General features: G+C 42.3%; 12 protein-coding genes and 2 pseudogenes. 4 read left to right on the top strand and 10 right to left on the bottom strand.

Annotated features, from left to right (window positions below; all coding sequences use genetic code 11):
• Positions 1-50: 50 nt before the first annotated feature.
• The gene (gene gyrB / locus H4W00_RS02455) at positions 51-2,717 is read left to right on the top strand and encodes a DNA topoisomerase (ATP-hydrolyzing) subunit B (RefSeq protein ID WP_327192700.1); all 2,667 of its coding nucleotides are present in this window, start codon (positions 51-53) and stop codon (positions 2,715-2,717) included.
• Positions 2,718-2,994: 277 nt separating this feature from the next.
• The gene (locus H4W00_RS02450) at positions 2,995-3,660 is read left to right on the top strand and encodes a trimeric intracellular cation channel family protein (protein ID WP_209956075.1); all 666 of its coding nucleotides are present in this window, start codon (positions 2,995-2,997) and stop codon (positions 3,658-3,660) included.
• 144 nt (positions 3,661-3,804) lie between these two features.
• On the opposite strand, the gene rlmF is transcribed toward H4W00_RS02450, so the two are convergent.
• Positions 3,805-4,836 (bottom strand): 23S rRNA (adenine(1618)-N(6))-methyltransferase RlmF, encoded by a 1,032-nt coding sequence (gene rlmF, locus H4W00_RS02445; protein ID WP_209956073.1) that lies wholly within the window; start codon positions 4,834-4,836, stop codon positions 3,805-3,807.
• Positions 4,837-4,902: 66 nt separating this feature from the next.
• On the bottom strand, positions 4,903-5,655 hold the full coding sequence (locus H4W00_RS02440; RefSeq protein WP_209956071.1) for a LysE family translocator: 753 nt from the start codon (positions 5,653-5,655) through the stop codon (positions 4,903-4,905).
• 206 nt (positions 5,656-5,861) lie between these two features.
• Here H4W00_RS02440 and H4W00_RS02435 point away from each other — a divergent pair, with 206 nt between their 5' ends.
• Positions 5,862-6,665, top strand: a complete 804-nt coding sequence (locus tag H4W00_RS02435) for a crotonase/enoyl-CoA hydratase family protein (RefSeq protein WP_209956069.1) — start codon at positions 5,862-5,864, stop codon at positions 6,663-6,665.
• Positions 6,666-6,683: 18 nt separating this feature from the next.
• Here the strand turns inward: H4W00_RS02435 and H4W00_RS02430 are convergent, their stop codons facing one another.
• The 4 genes and pseudogenes from H4W00_RS02430 to H4W00_RS02420 form a co-directional block, all read right to left on the bottom strand.
• Positions 6,684-8,570 (bottom strand): hypothetical protein, encoded by a 1,887-nt coding sequence (locus H4W00_RS02430; RefSeq protein ID WP_209956066.1) that lies wholly within the window; start codon positions 8,568-8,570, stop codon positions 6,684-6,686.
• Positions 8,567-9,058, bottom strand: a pseudogene (locus H4W00_RS12545) (IS630 family transposase); the annotation flags it as partial. The pseudogene H4W00_RS12545 and the gene H4W00_RS02430, both read right to left, overlap by 4 nt.
• Before the next feature lie 13 nt (positions 9,059-9,071).
• Positions 9,072-9,410 (bottom strand): IS630 transposase-related protein, encoded by a 339-nt coding sequence (locus tag H4W00_RS12540; RefSeq protein ID WP_334684838.1) that lies wholly within the window; start codon positions 9,408-9,410, stop codon positions 9,072-9,074.
• Between the two features lie 61 nt (positions 9,411-9,471).
• Positions 9,472-11,637 carry an NACHT domain-containing protein gene (locus H4W00_RS02420; RefSeq protein ID WP_209956064.1) on the bottom strand — a complete coding sequence of 722 codons (2,166 nt, stop codon included), beginning with the start codon at positions 11,635-11,637 and terminating at the stop codon, positions 9,472-9,474.
• A 277-nt stretch (positions 11,638-11,914) separates the two neighbouring features.
• Here H4W00_RS02420 and H4W00_RS02415 point away from each other — a divergent pair, with 277 nt between their 5' ends.
• On the top strand, positions 11,915-13,093 hold the full coding sequence (locus H4W00_RS02415; protein WP_209956062.1) for a MalY/PatB family protein: 1,179 nt from the start codon (positions 11,915-11,917) through the stop codon (positions 13,091-13,093).
• Positions 13,094-13,361: 268 nt separating this feature from the next.
• Here the strand turns inward: H4W00_RS02415 and H4W00_RS02410 are convergent.
• From H4W00_RS02410 to H4W00_RS02395, 4 genes and pseudogenes are all read right to left on the bottom strand, one after another.
• Positions 13,362-14,732, bottom strand: a pseudogene (locus H4W00_RS02410) (BCCT family transporter); the annotation flags it as partial.
• A 135-nt stretch (positions 14,733-14,867) separates the two neighbouring features.
• Positions 14,868-16,436: an FGGY-family carbohydrate kinase gene (locus tag H4W00_RS02405; RefSeq protein WP_209956060.1), complete on the bottom strand. Its 1,569-nt coding sequence runs from the start codon at positions 16,434-16,436 to the stop codon at positions 14,868-14,870.
• A 164-nt stretch (positions 16,437-16,600) separates the two neighbouring features.
• Positions 16,601-18,364, bottom strand: a complete 1,764-nt coding sequence (locus tag H4W00_RS02400) for a glycerol-3-phosphate dehydrogenase/oxidase (protein ID WP_209956058.1) — start codon at positions 18,362-18,364, stop codon at positions 16,601-16,603.
• 165 nt (positions 18,365-18,529) lie between these two features.
• Complete coding sequence (locus H4W00_RS02395; protein ID WP_209956056.1) at positions 18,530-20,329, bottom strand: FAD-binding oxidoreductase; 1,800 nt, start codon at positions 20,327-20,329, stop codon at positions 18,530-18,532.
• Positions 20,330-20,673: the final 344 nt, after the last annotated feature.

Raw genomic sequence — 20,673 nt, 5'->3', positions numbered from 1 at the left:
GTGGTGTGATCGTGATAAATAGCTGATTATGGCTTGATTAAGGAATGTACATGAGTGAGTCATTACCTACTGATAATGAACAGATGACGTCAGATACCACTGTTCAAACCATCGCCCCCGACGCTGTTACTGAAAGCAACCCGTCCGACTATAGCTCCAAAGATATTCGCGTATTGCGTGGGCTAGAAGCGGTGCGCGTGCGTCCTGGGATGTATATTGGTGACACCGATGATGGTACTGGTTTACATCATATGGTTTTTGAGGTGGTAGATAACTCCATCGATGAGGCGCTTGCTGGTCATTGTGACCGAATCGACATCATTATCCATGAAGATGAGTCGGTGAGTGTCAGTGATAATGGTCGCGGCGTGCCTGTAGATATCCATCCAGAAGAAGGTGTATCAGCCGCGCAGGTTATTATGACCGTACTACATGCTGGTGGTAAGTTTGATGACAACAGTTATAAAGTCTCAGGCGGCTTGCATGGTGTGGGGGTCTCTGTAGTCAATGCCCTGTCTAAAAAGCTTGAAATGAACATTTGGCGTGAAGGGCATCACTATCAGCAAACCTACACTGATGGCGTACCAGATGGCGACATCCAGCAAATGGAAGCTACCGACAAGACAGGTACCCAAATCCGTTTTTATCCCAGTACAGACGTATTCACGGGTACGGTTTTTGAATATGATATTTTGGCCAAACGTTTACGTGAGTTATCGTTTTTAAACTCAGGTGTACGTATTATCTTGACTGATGAGCGTATTGATAAGCGTCATGAGTTTGAGCATAAAGGTGGTTTGTCTGAATTTGTCAGCTACATTAATGCTGGCAAAGATGGCGTCAATGATGTGTTCCATTTCATCAGTAACCAAGATGAGGGTATCAGTGTCGAAGTAGCATTACAGTGGACGGACACTTATAACGAAAAAGTACTGTGCTTCACTAACAACATTCCACAGCGCGATGGTGGCGCCCATTTATCAGGCTTTCGCTCAGCATTGACGCGTTGTCTCAATACTTATATGGACCGCGAAAACTTATTTAAAAAAGAAAAAGTCGTCGCTACCGGTGATGATGCGCGAGAAGGCCTAACAGCGATTGTTTCGGTTAAAGTCCCTGATCCAAAGTTCTCTAGTCAAACTAAAGACAAGCTAGTATCAAGTGAAGTAAAACCAGCTGTTGAATCAGCAATGCACAATAAATTTAATGACTATCTACAAGAAAATCCAAGTGCAGGCAAAGCTATCGCGGCCAAGATTATTGATGCTGCTCGTGCCCGTGATGCGGCTCGTAAAGCACGTGAAATGACTCGTCGCAAAACCACTTTAGATATCGCAGGTCTGCCAGGTAAGCTTGCAGATTGCCAAGAAAAAGACCCCGCATTATCAGAGCTTTACATCGTGGAAGGGGACTCTGCTGGCGGTTCAGCCAAGCAAGGTCGCAGTCGTAAGACTCAAGCAATTTTACCATTGAAAGGGAAGATTCTAAACGTTGAGCGCGCCCGCTTCGACAAGATGTTATCTTCTGCAGAAGTTGGCAACCTAATCACTGCATTAGGCTGCGGTATTGGTCCTGACGAATATAACCCTGATAAAGTACGCTATCATAAAATCATCATTATGACCGATGCGGACGTTGATGGGTCGCATATTAGAACCCTACTATTAACCTTCTTTTTCCGTCAAACGCCCGAACTGATTGAGCGTGGTTATATTTATATTGCTCAGCCGCCACTATATAAAGTGAAAAAAGGTCGTCAAGAGCTATATCTAAAAGACGATGAAGCACTGAAAGCTTATTTGTTATCGTCAACTATTGATAATACTAAGTTACATATCAATGATGAGGCGCCGGCGATTACGGGTCAAGCACTTGAGAATCTGCTGAACGACTATAACCAAACTCAGCTGATCAAAGCGCGTTTGCAAATTCGTTATCCAGCAGTTTTGTTAGATGCCTTAACTCATACGCCAAAGCTTACAACAGATATGACTTATGATTTGTCTGCGATGCAAGCATGGCAAGACACGCTACAGGTCCAGCTTAATCACTTTGGTAGTGAGCTGAATCCCGAGATTAAATTAGTTAATATCCACGCGCCGCAACCTAAGGTAATGGATGCCGTAACTGCAGATCTGCTCGGTATGAAGCCGCAACCAGTAGAAGCTGAACTTAATACTGATGCCGATATTAATACTGAAACCGGTACTGAAAACGAAATTAAAGTGGCAGAAAATAGCGAAATGCTATCGACTAAAGCACAGTGGTTGCCACGCATAACCGTTTATGTGCATCAGTTAGCGCATCATTATCTGCTTGATGCCAGCTTTATCAACTCGGGTGAATATTCGCGTCTATTGCGCCTATCAAGTGAGTGGAATACCTTGTTAGAAGAAGGTGCCTTTATCCGCCGTGAAGCTACGTCAGGAACTAGTAAAGACATTCCAGTACGTGATTTTGATTACCTGTGGCAACAAATGATGCTAGAGGCGCGTCGCGGTTTATCTGTTCAGCGCTATAAAGGGCTGGGTGAGATGAACGCCGATCAGCTTTGGGATACCACTATGGATCCTGAGAATCGCCGGATGTTACGCGTCACAATCGAAGATGCCATCGCCGCCGACCATATGTTTACCTGTCTAATGGGTGATCATGTTGAACCGCGTCGCATCTTTATTGAAGAAAATGCACTGACAGTGTCTAACTTAGATATCTAACTTAGATATCTAACTGGGATATCTAGGTTTAAAAGGCAGTCCTTGCTCAAAAACATAAAAATACCGCTTTGGCATCCAAGGCGGTATTTTTGTTTCACGTGAAACTCAGTTACACAATTCATTATAATAAGTGAAAAGATAAATGAATGTATGTATGTATAGTTAGCATGCCTAGGCTGTGTTGAACATTCGACCATGGCACTGACAGAGACTGTTTTTTAGAGTTAACACTCCCCATATCGTTTAATAATAATTACGACATTAGTGAGACTTGCCTATGTTGGCTATCGCATTAGACCCTGTAGCGCTGATCACTACTTTTGATCCACGCTCTTTGATATATTTGTTTGATATGATCGGCATTGTGGCTTGCAGTATTTCGGGCACAATACTGGCCAAACATAAAAACTTTGATGTATTTGGCTGCTTGCTGGTATCTATAGTCACTGCTATTGGTGGCGGCACGGTACGCGATGTGATTTTAGATCGTCATCCGTTATTCTGGATGGAGGATATGAGCTACCTTACGGTTATCACAATATCTTCATTGTTGATGCAAATATTTTTTCACCCTAATTCAAGACGAGTCGATAAGTTCCTCAAACTTTCCGATACTATCGGTCTGTCAGCATTTACTTTAATCGGGGTCAAGGTTGCCGATAACATGGGCGAAAATATGCCAGTGGCATTACTGTTAGGTGTGATTACTATTGTGGTTGGCGGCATCATTCGCGATATGATCTGTAACGAGATTCCGCTAGTGCTTCAGCAAGAGATTTATATCTCCGCCGCTTTAACGGGCGGTGTTCTCTACTTTGCACTGCAGAATTTGGGCGTGACCGATTGGGTTGCTGACATCTCAGCTATGGGTACGATTTTTACCTTACGCATGCTGGCTATTCGCTACGATTGGCAATTTCCAACCATCGAATGGAAGTATTAAAGACAGCGAACTCTAAATGAAGGGAAGAGGTGTTCTTTAGTCAACTAAGCACAAGTTTTATCACCATAATTAAAAACACCGCTTTGGTAACCAAAGCGGTGTTTTTGTTTCACGTGAAACTTTTATTATTAATAACTACATTTACTATTCTTCGTCAGTATCAAAACGCCATGCCAATATACGGGTATTTTTTTGTCCCTGACTCATCTCAATGATGCGCATTTGTGCGACATCAAGTTGTTTTAATAATAGCTGTAACGGTTTAATGTTTTCAGATTTTGATACCAAAGTGGTAAACCAACCGACATGCTCTGCGAAGTTTTGACTCTCTTTAGCGAACTTAGTCAAAAAGGTGATTTCGCCACCTTCACTCCACAATTCCTTATGCTGACCACCAAAATTTAAATTTTGCACGGCGTCGCCAGATTTAGACGAGCTTTGATTCACCTTGTCATTTTTAGCACGGTGCTTTTGTAGATTGTTTTGCTTACGGCTATTAGATTCCATAGCTTCTTCAAGAGAGGCGTGAAATGGCGGGTTGCAAATAACTACATCAAAGTAATCCTGGCGACCGATAATATTAGCAAAAATGCTCTTAGGCTCAGGCTGTAGTTTTACTTTAACCGCGCCTTTTAGTTTGGGGTTGGCCTCACAAATAAGCGCTGCTGTATTAACAGATACTGGGTCAATATCAGTGGCAGTAAAGCGCCAGCCATAACTTTGGCTACCAACAATAGGGTATATGGCACTGGCACCAGTACCAATATCGAGAGCATGAATTTGCTTACCTGTAGGCGGGGTATTGTCTTCATTAATATGGGTCGTTTGCGCAAGTAGATCAGCAATATAATGAATATAGTCTGCACGTCCTGGAATTGGCGGACACAGATAGCCTGCCGGAATGTCCCAAAACTTAACACCATAATAATGAGCCAACAGTGCCTGATTGAGCACACGTACAGCCTGATGGTCAGAGAAGTTAATGGTCGGTTCGCCATTCGGATTGGTAATGGTATGGTCGGCAAGCTCAGGCAATGCGCGAGTCAATACAGCAAAGTCATAACGACCTTGGTGTGGATTGCGCGGATGCAGCTTGCCTAGTTTTTGAATTGAAGCTGGGGATCTATTTTTATGATTACTGTTGATGGGTCTGCTGGTCATGGGCTTACTTGTCATAGTATCGGGCTTACGATGTGTGGATATAATCAGTCAGTTTAGCAGATTTTGTGGTTAACTAATGTCTTATCGGCTACGTAAAATTAGGTTTAATCCCAATACTATCATCGCTGTGCCCAATACGCGGTCTATCCAATGCTCAAAGCGCTGAAAGCGGCGATGAATCGCAGGGATAGATAGTAACATCACTACCGTGCTAAACCAGGCCATCTGCAAGACCATCATCCATACGCCATAGATTGCCAGCTGCCAAAGGGGTATATCTGGTGATAATACGAGAGTAAATATCGCCACAAAATATACCGGCGCTTTCGGATTAAACACATTACAGAAAAAGCCACGGCGCAGAATGGCGACTGTAGATTCAGTATTGCTAGACGATTTTTTAAGAGACACTTCTGTGTTAGAAGCTCTTTTTGTAGAGATGTTTTTATTAGAAAGCGGCTGATCTTGCTCAGTAGGCGTGGCTTGTGAAACGCTAACGACTGAATCTGTTGGGTCTGCTGAATTTGCTGAGTCTAATGGCTTTTTAGGTTTGGCTTGAATGCCTTGCCAACCCAAATAAATAAGATAACTACCGCCTAACCATTTGATAGCGGTCAATAATGGCTGCGAATGGGCGATTACCGTCGCCAGTCCTAATACCGAATAGATAATGTGAACAGCTAGACCCAAGGTAATACCCAAGCTACAGATCAAACCCGTACGTCGACCTTTTGCTAAAGTCTGCTGCGAGACTAGTACAAAATCAGGACCAGGTGAGGCGGCAGCGAGTAGATGGACGCTGGTGATAAGTAAAAAACCGTGCCAAAATTCCATAAAGTGCTCTGAGTAATACTTTAGTTTGCATAATAGTTTCACTTATCACAAACGAGGTCAACTGTTATTAATACCCGTTTTTACTAATGGTGGCTTCTATCAATCAGCGCTTTGCGGCTTGCGTTATAGTAGATGGATGTCTATATTAAAAGTAAGCTTATAACGACTGACTATACAACAGCTATAATTTCAATAAGGACGAAATCATGACTACGGAAAGTACTAACAGCACAGACAAGCGCATCACTTATGACACCCAAGATTATATTTGCTTGATTGGGTTTAATCGTGCGGACAAACGCAATGCCTTTGACAGCCATATGATAGCGCAGTTGTCAGAGGCGCTGACTCGTTATGACAATGACGACAATCTACGCTGTGCATTAATATTTGCGCATGGTGAGCATTTTACCGCTGGGTTGGACTTGATGGAGCTACAGGATAAATGGGACAAAGGCGCGTTTGAATTTGATAATAGTCAAATCGATCCGTGGGGTATTAGTGGCAAATTACGCACCAAACCTATCGTGGTCGCGGTACAAGGCACCTGTTTTACCGCTGGAATTGAGCTGATGTTAAATAGCGATGTGGTCATCGCTAGTGACAACTGCAACTTTGCACAAATGGAAGTCCAGCGCGGTATTATGCCATTTGGCGGGGCGACCGTACGCTTCGTACAAGCGGCTGGCTGGCAAAAAGCCATGCCATATCTATTAACGGGCAAACCATTCGATGCACAAACTGCGAATAAGCTCAATCTAGTTAGTGAAGTGGTCACTAATGGGACGGAGTACGAGCGAGCACTTACTCTCGCAAAAGAAATTTGCCAGTCGGCACCGCTTGGTGTACAAGCGTTACTGTCATCAGCACAAGATGCCAGCCGTAATGGTGCAAAAGCGGCACTCGCCAATATACATGGCTATCTGCCACATTTGTTTCATTCAGAAGATGCTAAAGAGGGTGTAGTGGCGATGATTGAGAGAAGAGAAGCTGAGTTTAAGGGGTGCTAGTAACATATTGATTGGATATTAGTCACGGCTAATATCCATAACGTATGTTTCGATGTCACCCTTATACTTGTCTTCAATACGATCATCTAGAAGTGATTTTAATTCTTTTGCACTATTCGGCTTTTCGCTGATACCTGTCTTACTAAAGGCAGTAGAGTGTAAACTTCTTTTAGCAACGACGTTCTGACCAAACCAAAATATCAGGTAAATACCTTGTCCTTGAGATTGGTATTCCTTTAAATACAAGTCACCAAGCTGGTTATTCATAGCAGTCCAAATGTCTTTATGCCATTGACCTTTTACTTCAATAGGAAGTTGTAAACTAGCATTTCTACAAACTATATCTGCTCTTTTATCATCAGGCATATCTTTTTCAGTCTCTAGGCTAAAAATATATGCGTGTAGCTTGGGCTTCAATAAATCTACTAGCCTATCTCTACAATCATTTTCACCATGCGGGATACTTTTTGCATCCTTTACAATGGATTGATAAAAAGCTTTATGCGGGTCTGTCTCACTTCCGTAAATCTCTGCTTGTAACTCATCTAATAATGTAACAATGAGTACCTTCAAATCTCTACAATCTTGAGGTGACTCATTTTCATAGATATTTAGCAAACAATCTAAAGAGGGCGGTATATAATCGTGCTCACGTATTTTGTTTTGTTGTTGTGCTAGGAGATTAGTAAGATGAAACTGATAGCTATCATCAATTGAGAATTGAAAGCTCTTTAAAGCTTGATAAGTTTTATTAGAGGGTATGTTACTTAAATCTATGAGTAAGCCGTAAACAAAATCGCTGGCTTGCCACGGATTACGGTCACCCCAACTTGTTCCTACCGGTCTAGCGACATTTGGAAAAATAGAGTGATAACGACAAATAATCCACTCTTTCATAAAGTCTGTACATACGACTTTTTTGCTACAGCTAGTTTGCTGATATAGCTCACTTAGTTGCCAATAGAGTTCATGAGTGTAGCTAAAACACTTTGCTTTAAGTACGAAGTTTTTTTCGTCAGCATAGCTGTACAAAGCAAGCCAAAGACTAGCATCTTCCAAATCATCATTTTCACTTAATTGTTCTATACTGCTGACCTTACGAAAAATTAGTGGCTCCAATTTATCAAGGCTTTCATGATTGATCATAGCTTCAATCAAACGCCTTTGGTTCTGCTTATTTAAAGTATGGTTTTCAAGAATATTGATAATCTTGTCTATATCAATATCTGTTACTTCTGTTTTTATCAACCAGTGTATACCTTTGATATGTCGCCATTTATGCTCAAACTGAGGCATTAATAGAATATCTACCAGTTTGTTCTTTAGTCTTCGGTCAATGATTTGCTTTTTGACTGTTTCAAATACTTTGGTTTGAGTGTCACCATTAAAGCTGAGGTAACTCTCAATAGCTATGATAATGGCACATACTAAAATAACATTATCACTTAAGTCGTCTAAGGACTTATTATCTAAATAACGGCAGTAAATACCAGCATATAGTACAGACTCTTTTTCTTTATATCGATTGAGTACAAAGTCTAACGGCTCTGGAATATTATTAAACAAGCCATTTTCGAAACCTATCCTTGCTGAATATGTTAAGTCTTCTTTTAGCAGATGTTCTAGAGTATTGTAAGGGTAAGGGTCTTTTGGCAAGTCAGGATAACGTTTCAATAAGATATTGGCAGGATAAAAGCAAGTATGAAAATTACCTGCTTCAAGTCTTTTTATGTTTTTTCTTAACTGAGTTCTTCTTCTCTGTTGGTTTAGCTTTTTTTCTAGACGTCTATTTCTATTTTCTCTTTCATACTTTAGTTCTCTTGAACTTTTTTGCCTAGGTTGATTATATTTTTCAAAAAAACTCACTAAGTCTGGCTTATCTAAAATAAAATCTTCTATAGTCAATTCAAAATAAAAGTGTTATGACAAGGATTAATATCATAAAACAATTTAGATAAGTCGTTTTCCATCCATCCTTGGCGTAGAAACTTTGCTTGTGCCCATTTTTTCTCAATAGGGTTTAAGTCAGGGCTATAAGGGGGTAAGAATAGAAGCCTGTGACCATGCCTGTTAAGCAGTCTTTTCACACGTTTATGAAAGCTTGCGTTATCCATCACAATCACGCACTTACGTTTAAGGCTTGGAATTAAGGTATATTTGCACCAGTTGTAGAATATGTCGCCATTGATATTCTTATTAAAGTAATCAAGCGCAAACAGTATCTTTTCATATAAAGCACCAATAACGTTGGTTCTTTTTTTACTTTGCCAGTTATAGCTATCAATGCATGGGGTTCCAATGGGTGCATAGCCAAAGGGACGCAGGGTTTCAGACTCAAAGCCGCTTTCATCCATGTATACAATAGCAAAGCCTTGAGTGATATAGTCGTTGAGTTTGCTTAGATACTTAGCTCTCTTTAGGGGGCAAGCTTTTGGATGCTCTAAGGTCTTTTTTTTTGCTAATACCTAAGCGCTTTAAGGCGTGATAAATGCCTGATGGGCTACAGTTTAATCGACGAGCTCGCTCATACTGGTAATCGTCAGGATGCTCTTTAACATCATTGAGCAGAACGTCATCGCTTATCTTATGAGGTTTAGTTTGCCTTGTTGTTTTGCTGTGGACACGCCGCTTCCAGTTTTGTATGGTGGTTGGACTAAGATCATAGAAATCAACCGCTTGAGCAAAGGTCATACCCCCGTCCAAGCTTTTAAGGACTTGTTTGCGAAAATCTAGTGAATAAGTCATGAGTATTTATAATAGTAATAGGTTAGTTGGTTTAGTTTATAACATTTTTAAAGGAAATTGACTATATGTACTTTAGAGTTTTATTATCAAATCCAGTGTAGCTACGATTGAGCAATAGTAAATCTTTCCAAAGGTCTTTATTACATTGGTTATCTTCTAAGTTTTGCACATAAGTTAGAAGCGATAGAGTTTCGTTAATGGAAGGGTATAACGCTGAAAGTACAGAATCTCTTACTTGAAAAAATCTACCGTGAACATCATTTGATTCCAGCAAAAGCTTTTGTACAGCAAGTCTCAAAGTTGTATTTTCAGCGAAGTAAGACGTAAAAAAATTACTATAATCTTGAAAATCCTGTTCCATCAAATCAGATTCGTTATGATAGAAAAAAATTAATGGCTTTGCTATGATTTGAGGATCTACAGAAAGATTGCTTTCTAAATACTTTTTTAAGAATAAAAACACTAAACCATTAATATTTTTAGAGTTACTGTGATTTACTTCATAAGGTGATATTTTCAAGTCTTCTATCGCAACTGTCAGTAATTTTAAAATATTGTTTGCTCTGATAGAAGGTAGGGTTTCGAAGTAGTAATAGCTTCCCATATCAGGAGTAAGTATAGAATCAAGTCCTATCCCTTTCTTCAATGGATGAGAGTTGATGATAAGACGAATGAGTTGCTCATCTGCAATCAGATGATAATTATCTCTCCTCATTATACATTCACATACTAATCGTAAATTGCTTTCTAAACTACTGTTTGTAAGCTCATCCAAAATGTTCGACCAATCAACGTCAATTTTCTTCTCTAATAATAGTAAACATGCATCAAAACGTTCAGAATAATAGCGGTCATCTTCTAGTATAATTGTTATTAATTCATCGCTTAACTTTTTAACGAAATCAGCATCTTGCAGTATCTGAATAATACTTGAGCGTAAATTATAATCACTTTCTTTGTCCGACAGTAGTTTTCGATATTCTTTCAGTAGAGATTTATTAGCTAGCCCCTTTGCTTTTAGCCAGTCCCAGTTTTCTCGGCGAAATGAAGGGTTCATCTTCACTAGCTTTTGAAGAGCGTCATACATCATCCTGCTGTGACTATCGGTAAAAAAGCTGGTATCGGCATACGCTATCAATCCATAAGGGTCAGTCTCAATAATAGTTTTGGCTAAATCATGATTAAAATAAGCTAACCATGAGAATAGTCCACGTAAAGAAGAAACAACACCATCGTTCTGAATGATTTGAGCTAAAATTCTTTTCTTAGTTACTGGGTCTGTCATGATTTCGGCTAACCACCGAGCACCTAAAAATTCTGCGATGGTTCTGTGCATCGGTTTGAAGGATTGGCTTTCGTCTGTTGCTTTAAAGATTCGACATTTTAGAGTGTCTAATAGTAATTCCTCAGAATACACGACTTTGAGTTCATACATGTTTAACGCTTGGTCTAGTGTCTTAGCAGTTATACCTGTAAAGACAACCTGTTTTTGAGCCAAGAGAAGCGTGGCGCAGATAAAGCCTGCACACTTTAGAATTGTCTGTTTTCCCGTCTTTTTTAAATGATTGGGAGCTTGGTCATTAACTTCCTGCCATAAATTCTGAGTAGCTAAGTTTAAAATATCTGCTTTATTATCGGGAAGGGTTTCAGTATCAATATGCGTCAATAACTCTAAGGTTAGTGGACTTTCATAAAAATCAGATAAGTTGACTTCGTCCAGACGCTGAATTATATCCTCGGCATCACCTGTAAATTTGTCATTTTTATTTAAAAAGGTAATGGCATCAGTACGATTAAAGGGCTGAACGCTAGTAATAATAGGCTCTTTATCGTAATAGTCTTTAATAGAAATAATTGAGGATTCACTCCATTCGATTTGACGACAAGACAAAATAAACTGTGGGCTACCTAACTCAAAAAGTTTGGCTAAAATATCATCAATTGGATTAGAACTAACTTTTGATTGATACTCGTCTAAAGCATCTATTAAGACAATACAATTATCTATGTCTTTCAAACGCCCTAATGGTCTTCTCACGAAGCTTGAGGCTGTAAATTTTGCAGTTTTTTCAGAGTTATTTAAATGTTCAAGTAAGCTGGTCTTACCCATACCCGGTTCAGCAAGGATAACGACGGATTGATTAACGCTTAGCAGCTCATCATCAGTGATATATTTTAGGTTATCATTCTTGTCTTTATAGGTAAGCGTTCTAGATATATAGTTCATAATCGATTCTTTATAGTTATTTTTTGAATGTATAATTTTATTGTACAGAATCTAATTTTTTATACCTAATTTGATTAAGAAGGCGCGTTTTAGCCCTGATAATAGCGGATGGCAGGATTGGCCACTCACACACTCAACTCTAATCAAACCGTTAAACCACCTTTCTAGTATCTCCTAGCGTCAATCTCATCGCGTATCTATGCAAACGCCATAAAGCCATTGGCGATGACACCATTCATGTTGTACTCTAAAGCATTGTTTTTTTTAATTAAGGGAAATGCCGGTGTTGTACAACTTTGATGAGATAATCGACAGACGTCATACTGGGTCGCTTAAATGGCATTATACCGATGATACTATTGCACTTTGGGTGGCGGATATGGATTTTAGAGCGGCACAGCCCATCCTAAAAACCATTGAACGAGTAGTGCAGCATGGCGTATTGGGCTACACCAAACCCACTGCGGCTTTGTATCAAGCGATTATTAACTGGCATAGCAGTCGTTATGGTTTAGCACTGGATAAACAACACATCCTATTTTCTCCTGGCGTAGTGCCAAGTTTGGCGCTGATGATGAGAATATTTACTGAGGTAGGCGAGGCAGTACTGGTCAACGATCCCATCTATACGCCTTTTATGACTAAGGTTCGGGATAATGGTCGACGGCTTATCCTCTCGCCATTAACAGAAGTTCAAGGACGCTATTATCTGGATTTGGCTGATATCGAAGCCAAAATAGTTGAACATGATGTGACGCTTTTTTTGCTGTGTAATCCTCATAATCCGGGTGGACGGGTATGGACAACCGATGAGCTTGAAGCCTTGCTTGTGATCTGTAAAAAGCATGATGTAGCGATTGTAAGTGATGAGATTCATCAAGATTTAACTTTGAGTGGCTATGAGTTTATTCCCTTTTTACGCGTAGCAAAAAGTTATGAGCACAAGGTGGTGAGTATCACTTCAATGACCAAAACCTTCAATGTAGCGGGCGTTAAAAGCTCAATGATCTTTGCTAAAGATGAGGCATTGATTAAAAAAATTAGCCAGCAGCAGCGCTTAAGTGACGAGCATGATCTTAACTTATTTGCTTATGAAGTGATGGCTAGTGCTTATGAGCAAGGCGGTGAGTGGTTGGCGCAGGTGTTAACTTACATTGAAGCCAATATTGAATTGGTCTGTCGCTTTTTAGAGCAGCATCTTCCCAATGTTAAAGTAATGCGCCCAGAGGCGTCGTATTTAATATGGCTGGATTGCTCAGCGTATGGTCAAGACGATCAAACCCTTTATGACCAGTTTAGAGACGCTAAAGTTGAGCTAAGTGCGGGTATTCAATACGGTGATGAGGGGCATCTTAGAATGCGCCTAAACGTAGCCTGTCCTAAAGCAGTACTGATGGAAGGGTTAAATCGTATATACCTAGCCTTTAGTGATATCAAATCCTTATCAGGTAGATAAGCCGCTCGTGCTTGTTATCTGTTGATTAACAATGATTATTCAACATATTTGAACTATAATCAAAATACCTCAAAAACGCGACGGTACTGCTGGTATAAGCTTTTTGCAGCCTCTGTCTGCGTAGGCACAGCAAGCAAGAAAAACTTATGCCAGCAGTAGGTTGTGTGTCGATATTACTTTTCATTGACTATACTCATTTAAAACTCACATAAAAGAAGGCTGAGTTAGCAAACGCAACCCAGCCTATTAACTCTCTAAAAAATCTTAATTACTTCTCATTTTCAGCATTGTCATTCTCTGCATTCTCAGTATCTTCTCGCATTTGCTCCCATTCCTCGTTTTGTTGTAATACGGACCCTTCTAGTGATTCAGAAGTCCTACCTTCTTCCCACGGTGCAGTATTAGGTAACTCTTCGATGTGAATGGTTTTTAGACCATAATCAGGTTGATAATACAGATCATAGCGAGCCGCTTTAATTACGGATACCATCATCATAGATAAGATGATAATCAAAGGCGCACCGGCGATAATTGAGGCGGTCTGTAAGGTTTGTAGATCCCCTAAGAACATCAAAATGGCAGGCAATAAACACAAAGTGAATGCCCAAAATAGCCGATTCCAACGATGGGGCTCATCATCTACTTCTACTTGCACAACGGAGGCTAAGATGTAAGAGATAGAGTCAAATGTGGTTGCGGTAAAGATGAGCGCTAAAAAGGTAAATACAGCAACGACTAAATAAGACATCGGTAGGCTATTTAAGATCGCAAAGATTGCTGCAGTGGGTGATTCATTGTTTAATATAGCAACCACATCCACAGTGCCAGTCAATTGTAGGTATAAACCATAATTGCCTAAGATGATCATAAACATTGCACAGCCAAGCGAGCCATAGAACATGGAGCCTACAACCATATTACGAATAGTACGTCCTCTAGATATTTTGGCAATAAACAGTCCGATAGTTGGCGCAAATACCAACCACCAAGCCCAATAAAAAACCGTCCAATCTTGAGGAAATGTCGTATGTGCAAAGCCGAAGCTCTCGAAGTCTTTAAAGGGTTCAATATAAGTCATCATACGCGGCATTTCTGTAATAGAACGCCCAAGAGCCTCTAAACCAGTATTTAAAATAAATACAGTGGGGCCGACAATTAAAATAAATAATAGGAATACGATGGCCAAGTAAAAGTTGATATTTGAGAGTTTTTGAATACCTCCTTTTAGCCCCTGATACGCACTATAAGCAAAAATCATCGTGGTAATCAGTAAGACCACAATCTGCATGGTGATATTACGAGGTAAACCAAAGAGGTTATATAATCCCTCATTGATAAGCGGGGAAGCGAGCCCTAACGTCGTGGCGCCGCCGCCGACCATACCAAAGATAAATAGCACATCTAGCATTTTGGCCCAGTTACTGCCAGCAAGCTTTTCTCCCAATAATGGCATTAAGGTTTGGCTAACTTTGAGTACCGGCGTCTGACGCACATAATAAAAGTAAGCCATAGGGACAGCGGGTACTAAATAGATGGCCCAAGCCACAGGCCCCCAGTGAAACATACCGTAGGTCGTAGCCCAGCGGATGGCATCGGGTGATCCGCCTGATAGGTTAAAAGGTGGGCTTTGATAATAATACGCCCACTCAAACGCTCTATCTGAATGCGAGTCTTAAGCCGACCCCTGTATCTCCAAGAATTAAGTTAGCCGGTAGCGACCTAAGCGCAATGCTTATGGTGGTCGCAGAAGGTCTAGGTCAGACGCTTTGTTTATTTATAGCTCAGGGTAACCCGTAATGTCTTGAATGCTGTGATACAAGGGTTGCAAGCGGTCATACATTTTGAGATAAACTTCATGGTACAAGCGCTTGTACAGCTGAACATTGGCGTCAATGGGCAAGAACTCATCGCCCAAATGGGTCATCGCTTCAGTAGCTGTTAAGTGGTCAGGATAGATGCCAAGACCAACCGCGCAGTTAATGGCGGCGCCTAGCCCGGTTGCCTCAAAGGTGTGTGGGCGGTAAGCGGGCATGCCAAAGATATCTGCCGTGAGCTGCATGGCCGAGTCACTTTGTGAGCCGCCACCAGAGACCCGCAAGTGTTTAATGGGTTTGCGAGTGCGCTTCTCAATGGTATCAAAGCCAAGCTTGAGCTCGTAGGCGAGCCCCTCTAAGATAGCGCGGTAGACGTGCGCCCGAGTGTGTACATCACCAAAGCCAATGAACGCACCCTTGCCCTCAAGACCAGGATGACGCACGCCTGGCGACCAATACGGCTGCATCATCAGCCCCATGCATCCTGCCGGAATGTCTTTGATCGCTTGATCGAGTAGCTTTTCGGTATCGATACCTTGAGTCTTGGCAAGTTGTTCTTCGTAATGGGCGAACTGCTCTTTGAACCAACTGACCATCCAAAATCCTCGATATATCATATATTCATGATTGTAGTAGTTCGGCGCGGCTGCCGTATAGGAGGGCATATGTTTGAGAATCTCGACGTAACCCGTTGAGGTCGTGTTGATGGTGGCAGTGGTACCAAAGCTTAAACAAGCGGTGTCGGCCGCGAGACCGGCTGATCCCAAGGCTTCACAAGCCTTATCGCTGGCGGCCGCTATCATTAGTGTGCCTTCCAGAATACCAGTAGCTGCTGCGGCCTTAGCGGTAATGCTACCGAGCTGCTGCCCCGGTGAAATGAGCGTGGGCATCTGTTCTAGTCGGCAACTGAACAATCGCCATTTGAGATTACTGGGCTTAAACCAGGCTTGCGCCTTGTAGTCATAGGGTAGATAGCCTAGGGCATGACCGGTAGAATCGGCCAATTGAGCTGTGAGCTGATAGGTCAGGTATGCTGACAAATTAACATAATGTGCTGTTTTTGCCCAAATCTCTGGCTCATGATGGGCAAGCCAATTGCAGCGCGCTTTTTGTTGGGCTTCTTCTACCAGTTCGCCCATGCCGATCAATTTAGTAAGCGGGCTGAGAAAGCCTAAATCATTGGGCTCACCTTGGCGAAAATCCATCCAAACAATGGCTGGGCGTAGTGGCTGTTTATCCTTATCCAAACATATCATAGTGTAGCGCTGGGTCGCGAGACTGACCCCTACAATTTGCGTTGGGGTAATGTCGCAGGTTTGCCACAACTGCTGGCAGGCCTCGCTTAACTTTTGCCAATAATAGTCGGCATGCTGCTCAGCAAAGCTGGCTTGAGTTGAAAAATAGGGCTCAATAGGGACGCGGGCTTTGGCAATCTCTGTGCCAAATTGGTCAAAAATAAGCGCTCTGACGCTTTGAGTACCATTGTCGATGGCTAAGAAATAAATAGGGGCATCAAGGTTGTTGGTCATAGTAGTCCTTTACTATGTGGAAATAGATATATAGCTCACTAAAAATACTATGATTATAGCGTGCTACTGGTATAAGTGTTCCTTGCTTGCTGTGCCTACGCAGACAGAGGCTGCGGAAAACTTATACCAGTAGCACTTGTCTATTAATATCATATAAAAAAGTGCTAGGCCGCAGGCAGATGATAGTAGCGCTGCCATATGTCTTTATAGCGCAGAACTTCTTGCTGCCACTTTTGCTCATCCCAGCTCAGCTCCTGCTGACATATTTGCTTAAATCTGTCACTAACTGACGGAATCATCGCCCCATTGGTTAAGATAAGACCTAAGCGAGTGCGCCGCAGTAATAAATCATCTAAATGAATGACCTGCTCATGACGGGCAGCAAATCGGACTTCTGCCCAGATGGTATTGCTGTCGGCAACATAAGCCAAATCATCTTCATGCGCCAGCTCAAGTAAGGTGTCGAGCTGTCGACCATAAAACCCTGGCAAGCGCTCTTGCAGCGGTTGGGGCAACGTCGCAAACTTGGCACTGGTCGGGGCTTGCTTGCTAAAGACTTTGTCGTTAACAACTTTGTCATTATTAACTTTGTCATTATTAACTTTGCCATCTTCAACAGCAGCTTGATCAAGAGCTATAACTTTTTGGCAAACCTTCAACACATCAAGTGCAATAAGGCGAAAGGTCGTAAGCTTGCCGCCACTCACGGTTACTAAGTTATTATCTAGCCACACGCTATGGTCGCGCTTTTCTTTACTGGGGCTGACTCGCTTGCCATCGCCGCCTTCTGAAATAAGTGGACGTACCCCTGCCCAAGTGCTGATCACATCCTCTTTAGTCAGGTGGGCACTATCAAAAAGGTCGTTTGCCCCAGTCAATAAATAATCCAGCTCTACGCTAGTGATACCCACCTCTTCATCGTCTAATGGTGGATGGTCCAAGTCAGTAGTACCAATGACTGATCGGGTCTCCCATGGAAAGACAAAAAATGCTCTTTTATCGACTGGGTGCAATAAGGTATAGGCTTGCTCAATAGGAAGGCGCTCTTGACTGACCACCAAATGACTGCCCCGAGAGGGACGAATTTGTTTGCGAAAGGTTTGTTCAGTCTGGCTGCTTGCTTGCATTCTTAAGTCGTCTGCCCAAGCGCCAGTAGCGCTGACCACCACTTTGGCATGGACTTCGTAAGTATGACTACTAGTCGTATGAGCTGCTTCGCTGTTTTCTGAGCTTTCTGTTGTTTTTTCTACAGTATTTTCAGACATGCCCTTAATAATTGGATCAGAGGTAGTGTCTACCAGAGTAGCACCTACGATTAAGCCTTGCTCATCCGTAATTAACGATTCAGCTTTGAGGTAGTTAATAGCGTAAGCGCCTTCATGGATAGCTTCTTCTAGCACGCGCATTACTAGGCGCGAATCATCAGTCACCGCGTCACTAAACTGACTGGCACCCAAAAAGTTATCTTGCTTGATACCAGGATCAAAATTTGAAAAAGCGTCTTTTTTAAAATACTTGAAATAGCGCTGGCCAGCCAGCTTATCGTATACCCTAAGTAGGCTATTGAATATCCACGGTGGTGGAAACTTGCCTTTATAATGTGGCATAACGTAGTGCATCTCGTTGACCAAGCCACCGGCCTCGTTGAGCATTCGTTCACGCTCACGTACGCTGAGCAAGGTAGTCTTGAAATCACCTGAGGCAATGTAGCGTAGCCCGCCATGTACCATCTTGCTAGAGCGGCTAGAGGTGCCCCAAGCAAAGTCTTTTTGCTCAATTAATAAAACGGCTAAGCCTCGGCGTACCGCTTCTCGAGCAATTCCAGCGCCAGTAATACCACCACCGATGATTAACATATCCCACGGTTCAGAGCGTGATAGGGGAGCCAGTGCCTGCTGCCGCTGTTGGTATTGTTTGGTTTGGTTCATAAATGACTCATCTTAAGACACCTAATGGTAATGCGCTAACGATCAAATGGTAGTACGCTAACAATCAAAGGGTGATATAGCTTTGGCTTAGCTTAACTTGGATTAGCTTGGTCAATTTTGTCAACCCAGCCAATTTAGCAGAGCAGCTTTAACCAAATAGCCGTGCTAGTCTTCGAGCAACGCGCCCGGATTCATACGTTTTTCGGGATCTAAGCTTTTGAGCATATCTTTAGTCACCTGGATACCCAGCTCGCCTTTTTCGACAGCAAGGTAAGGGGCGTGATCACGGCCAACACCATGCTGATGCGATATCGTGGCGGTGCCATTGGCCAGACTTAAACTGGCGGCATGTTTGATTTTTTGCCAGCGGGCGAGCGTACTGGTGTGGTCTTTACCAGCTCTAAAAAAGTAGGTGGTATAAAGACTAGCACCTTGTTTATAGACATGCGAAATATGCGTGAATGCCATCACCTCTTCGCCTTCATCTGACAAAGAGGTTCGCACCGCTTCTTGCATCTGTTGCATCTGCTCGTCGATATTGTTCCAGTTGGTCGCGGTCTCAAAGGTATCGACCATGATGCCTTTTTCCCACAAGGTACCGCGTAGATAAGGGAATTTAAAACGTCCATGCGCCCATATTTTGCCCATCAGATCTGCTAACTTGCCACTCACGCCACCATATTGTTTTAATAGCTGTTTGAACTGATTGAGTGCCAGTTTATTCTGCGCTTTATCGCCTGTTACGCCATAAGTAAGCATGACTTTTTGCGAGTCTAGCCCACGCGCTTTTAGATAAGTACTAATGGCCAAAAACTGACTGGGACTGGTACCCAAATGCAGATGAGCATTGGTCTCGACCGCATTACTTAAACGTAGCATAGAGAGGCGGATGTTCTTTTGTACCGCTTGTCTGAGCACTGCTTTACCCGCTTCCCAGTTAGGTAAAAATACAACTTTGAATAGCTCTTCTTCAGGCTGAGGCTGAACGCGCATTTTGACTTCAGTAAAAATACCAGCGCGACCTTCAGTACCCATCATCATTTCACGCAGATCAGGGCCTGCTGATGACGCTGGAATATCAGCGATATTGAGCACCCCTTGCGGCGTTACTAAGGTCCCACCAGCAAACATTTGCTCGATACGTCCATAGCCTAATGATTGCTGACCACTAGAGCGGGCAGCAATCCAGCCGCCAAGTGTCGATAGCTCCCAAGACTGCGGATAATGCCCTAGCCGGTAGCCGTGCTCGCCCAGTTGCGCCTCAACGGTTGGCCCCTGCGAGCCTGCGCCAAAGGTGGCAATTTGGCTTTCAGTATCCAAGTCGATGAGCTGATCCATCTTACTCATTGCCACGGTTAATACAGGACGCGCGTCCTTTGGTGGGTTGATGTGCCCGACCACTGACGTGCCGCCACCATAAGGGATAACGATAAGGTCATGTTCGCGCGCCAATTGTAGCAATATCTCGATATCGCTGGTGCTTTGCGGCATCGCTACCCCATCAGGGAATACCTCAAAGTCGCCGCCGTGCATGGCTATCCAATCAGGAAAGCTTTGTCCACGGGCATGTCTGAGTCTGTCTTCATTATCGATAGAAACCATGTCGAGGTTAATGATGGCAGCAGGCAAGCGTGATTTCGGTACTTTCTTGAGTACCTCTTGTAGGCTAACCGACGATAGTTTTTTGGTTTTGCCGATGTGTGATTTAATTAATTTCGCACCGTGTGACGATACTTTTTTATTGATATTCACATTGCCCCAGCCATTCCAGCGGGTCTGCTCTATGGGTGTGTTGATGGGTGTATTGATGGGTGTGTTGATGGGTGTGTTGATGGGTGAATTGACGGGCATATTACTTTTTGAGGCGGTATCTAACCTGGTATGGTCAGTATTTTTAGTAGTCGATGTCACTGCAGTAGAGGCAGGCTTGGTGGCTTTACGAATAAGAGATTTAATGTTGCTCATAGGGGCTATAACCTATTGATTTATTATAACTATTTACCATAGTTATTCATTATAATTGGGATTTGAACAATGTAGGGGATAATTTTCTTGCTGGCAAACCTGCTGACAGCTGGATGGTGAATGCAATTCGTAAATAATCTCTATTAGAGCCATATAGTCAGTTCTACATAAGAGAAAGTTGTCTATATCAAGGTGCTACTGATATAAATTTTGCTTACTATTCGCACGCATGACAGAGGCTGTAAAAAATTCATGCCAATAACACGGCATCGTTTTTAAATTAGACCAATTATACTAATATAGTGCAGCTCTAGTTCTAAACAGGCTTTGATAGTCTAATCTTG

It is taken from the genome of Psychrobacter sp. PL19 (genome assembly GCF_017875835.1).
Taxonomy (GTDB): domain Bacteria; phylum Pseudomonadota; class Gammaproteobacteria; order Pseudomonadales; family Moraxellaceae; genus Psychrobacter.
The sequence above is the reverse complement of the archived record's forward strand: the minus strand, read 5'-3'. Positions and strand labels throughout refer to the sequence as shown.

What these genes read in the sequence shown, in the direction of transcription:
- H4W00_RS02450 (WP_209956075.1), top strand. Translation starts at nt 2,995, where the DNA reads ATGTTGGCTATCGCATTAGACCCTGTAGCGCTGATCACTACTTTTGAT.
- gyrB (WP_327192700.1), top strand. Translation starts at nt 51, where the DNA reads ATGAGTGAGTCATTACCTACTGATAATGAACAGATGACGTCAGATACC.
- H4W00_RS02435 (WP_209956069.1), top strand. Translation starts at nt 5,862, where the DNA reads ATGACTACGGAAAGTACTAACAGCACAGACAAGCGCATCACTTATGAC.
- H4W00_RS02395 (WP_209956056.1), bottom strand. Translation starts at nt 20,329, where the DNA reads ATGAGCAACATTAAATCTCTTATTCGTAAAGCCACCAAGCCTGCCTCT.
- H4W00_RS02420 (WP_209956064.1), bottom strand. Translation starts at nt 11,637, where the DNA reads ATGAACTATATATCTAGAACGCTTACCTATAAAGACAAGAATGATAAC.
- rlmF (WP_209956073.1), bottom strand. Translation starts at nt 4,836, where the DNA reads ATGACAAGTAAGCCCATGACCAGCAGACCCATCAACAGTAATCATAAA.
- H4W00_RS02440 (WP_209956071.1), bottom strand. Translation starts at nt 5,655, where the DNA reads ATGGAATTTTGGCACGGTTTTTTACTTATCACCAGCGTCCATCTACTC.
- H4W00_RS02415 (WP_209956062.1), top strand. Translation starts at nt 11,915, where the DNA reads ATGCCGGTGTTGTACAACTTTGATGAGATAATCGACAGACGTCATACT.
- H4W00_RS12540 (WP_334684838.1), bottom strand. Translation starts at nt 9,410, where the DNA reads ATGACTTATTCACTAGATTTTCGCAAACAAGTCCTTAAAAGCTTGGAC.
- H4W00_RS02405 (WP_209956060.1), bottom strand. Translation starts at nt 16,436, where the DNA reads ATGACCAACAACCTTGATGCCCCTATTTATTTCTTAGCCATCGACAAT.
- H4W00_RS02400 (WP_209956058.1), bottom strand. Translation starts at nt 18,364, where the DNA reads ATGAACCAAACCAAACAATACCAACAGCGGCAGCAGGCACTGGCTCCC.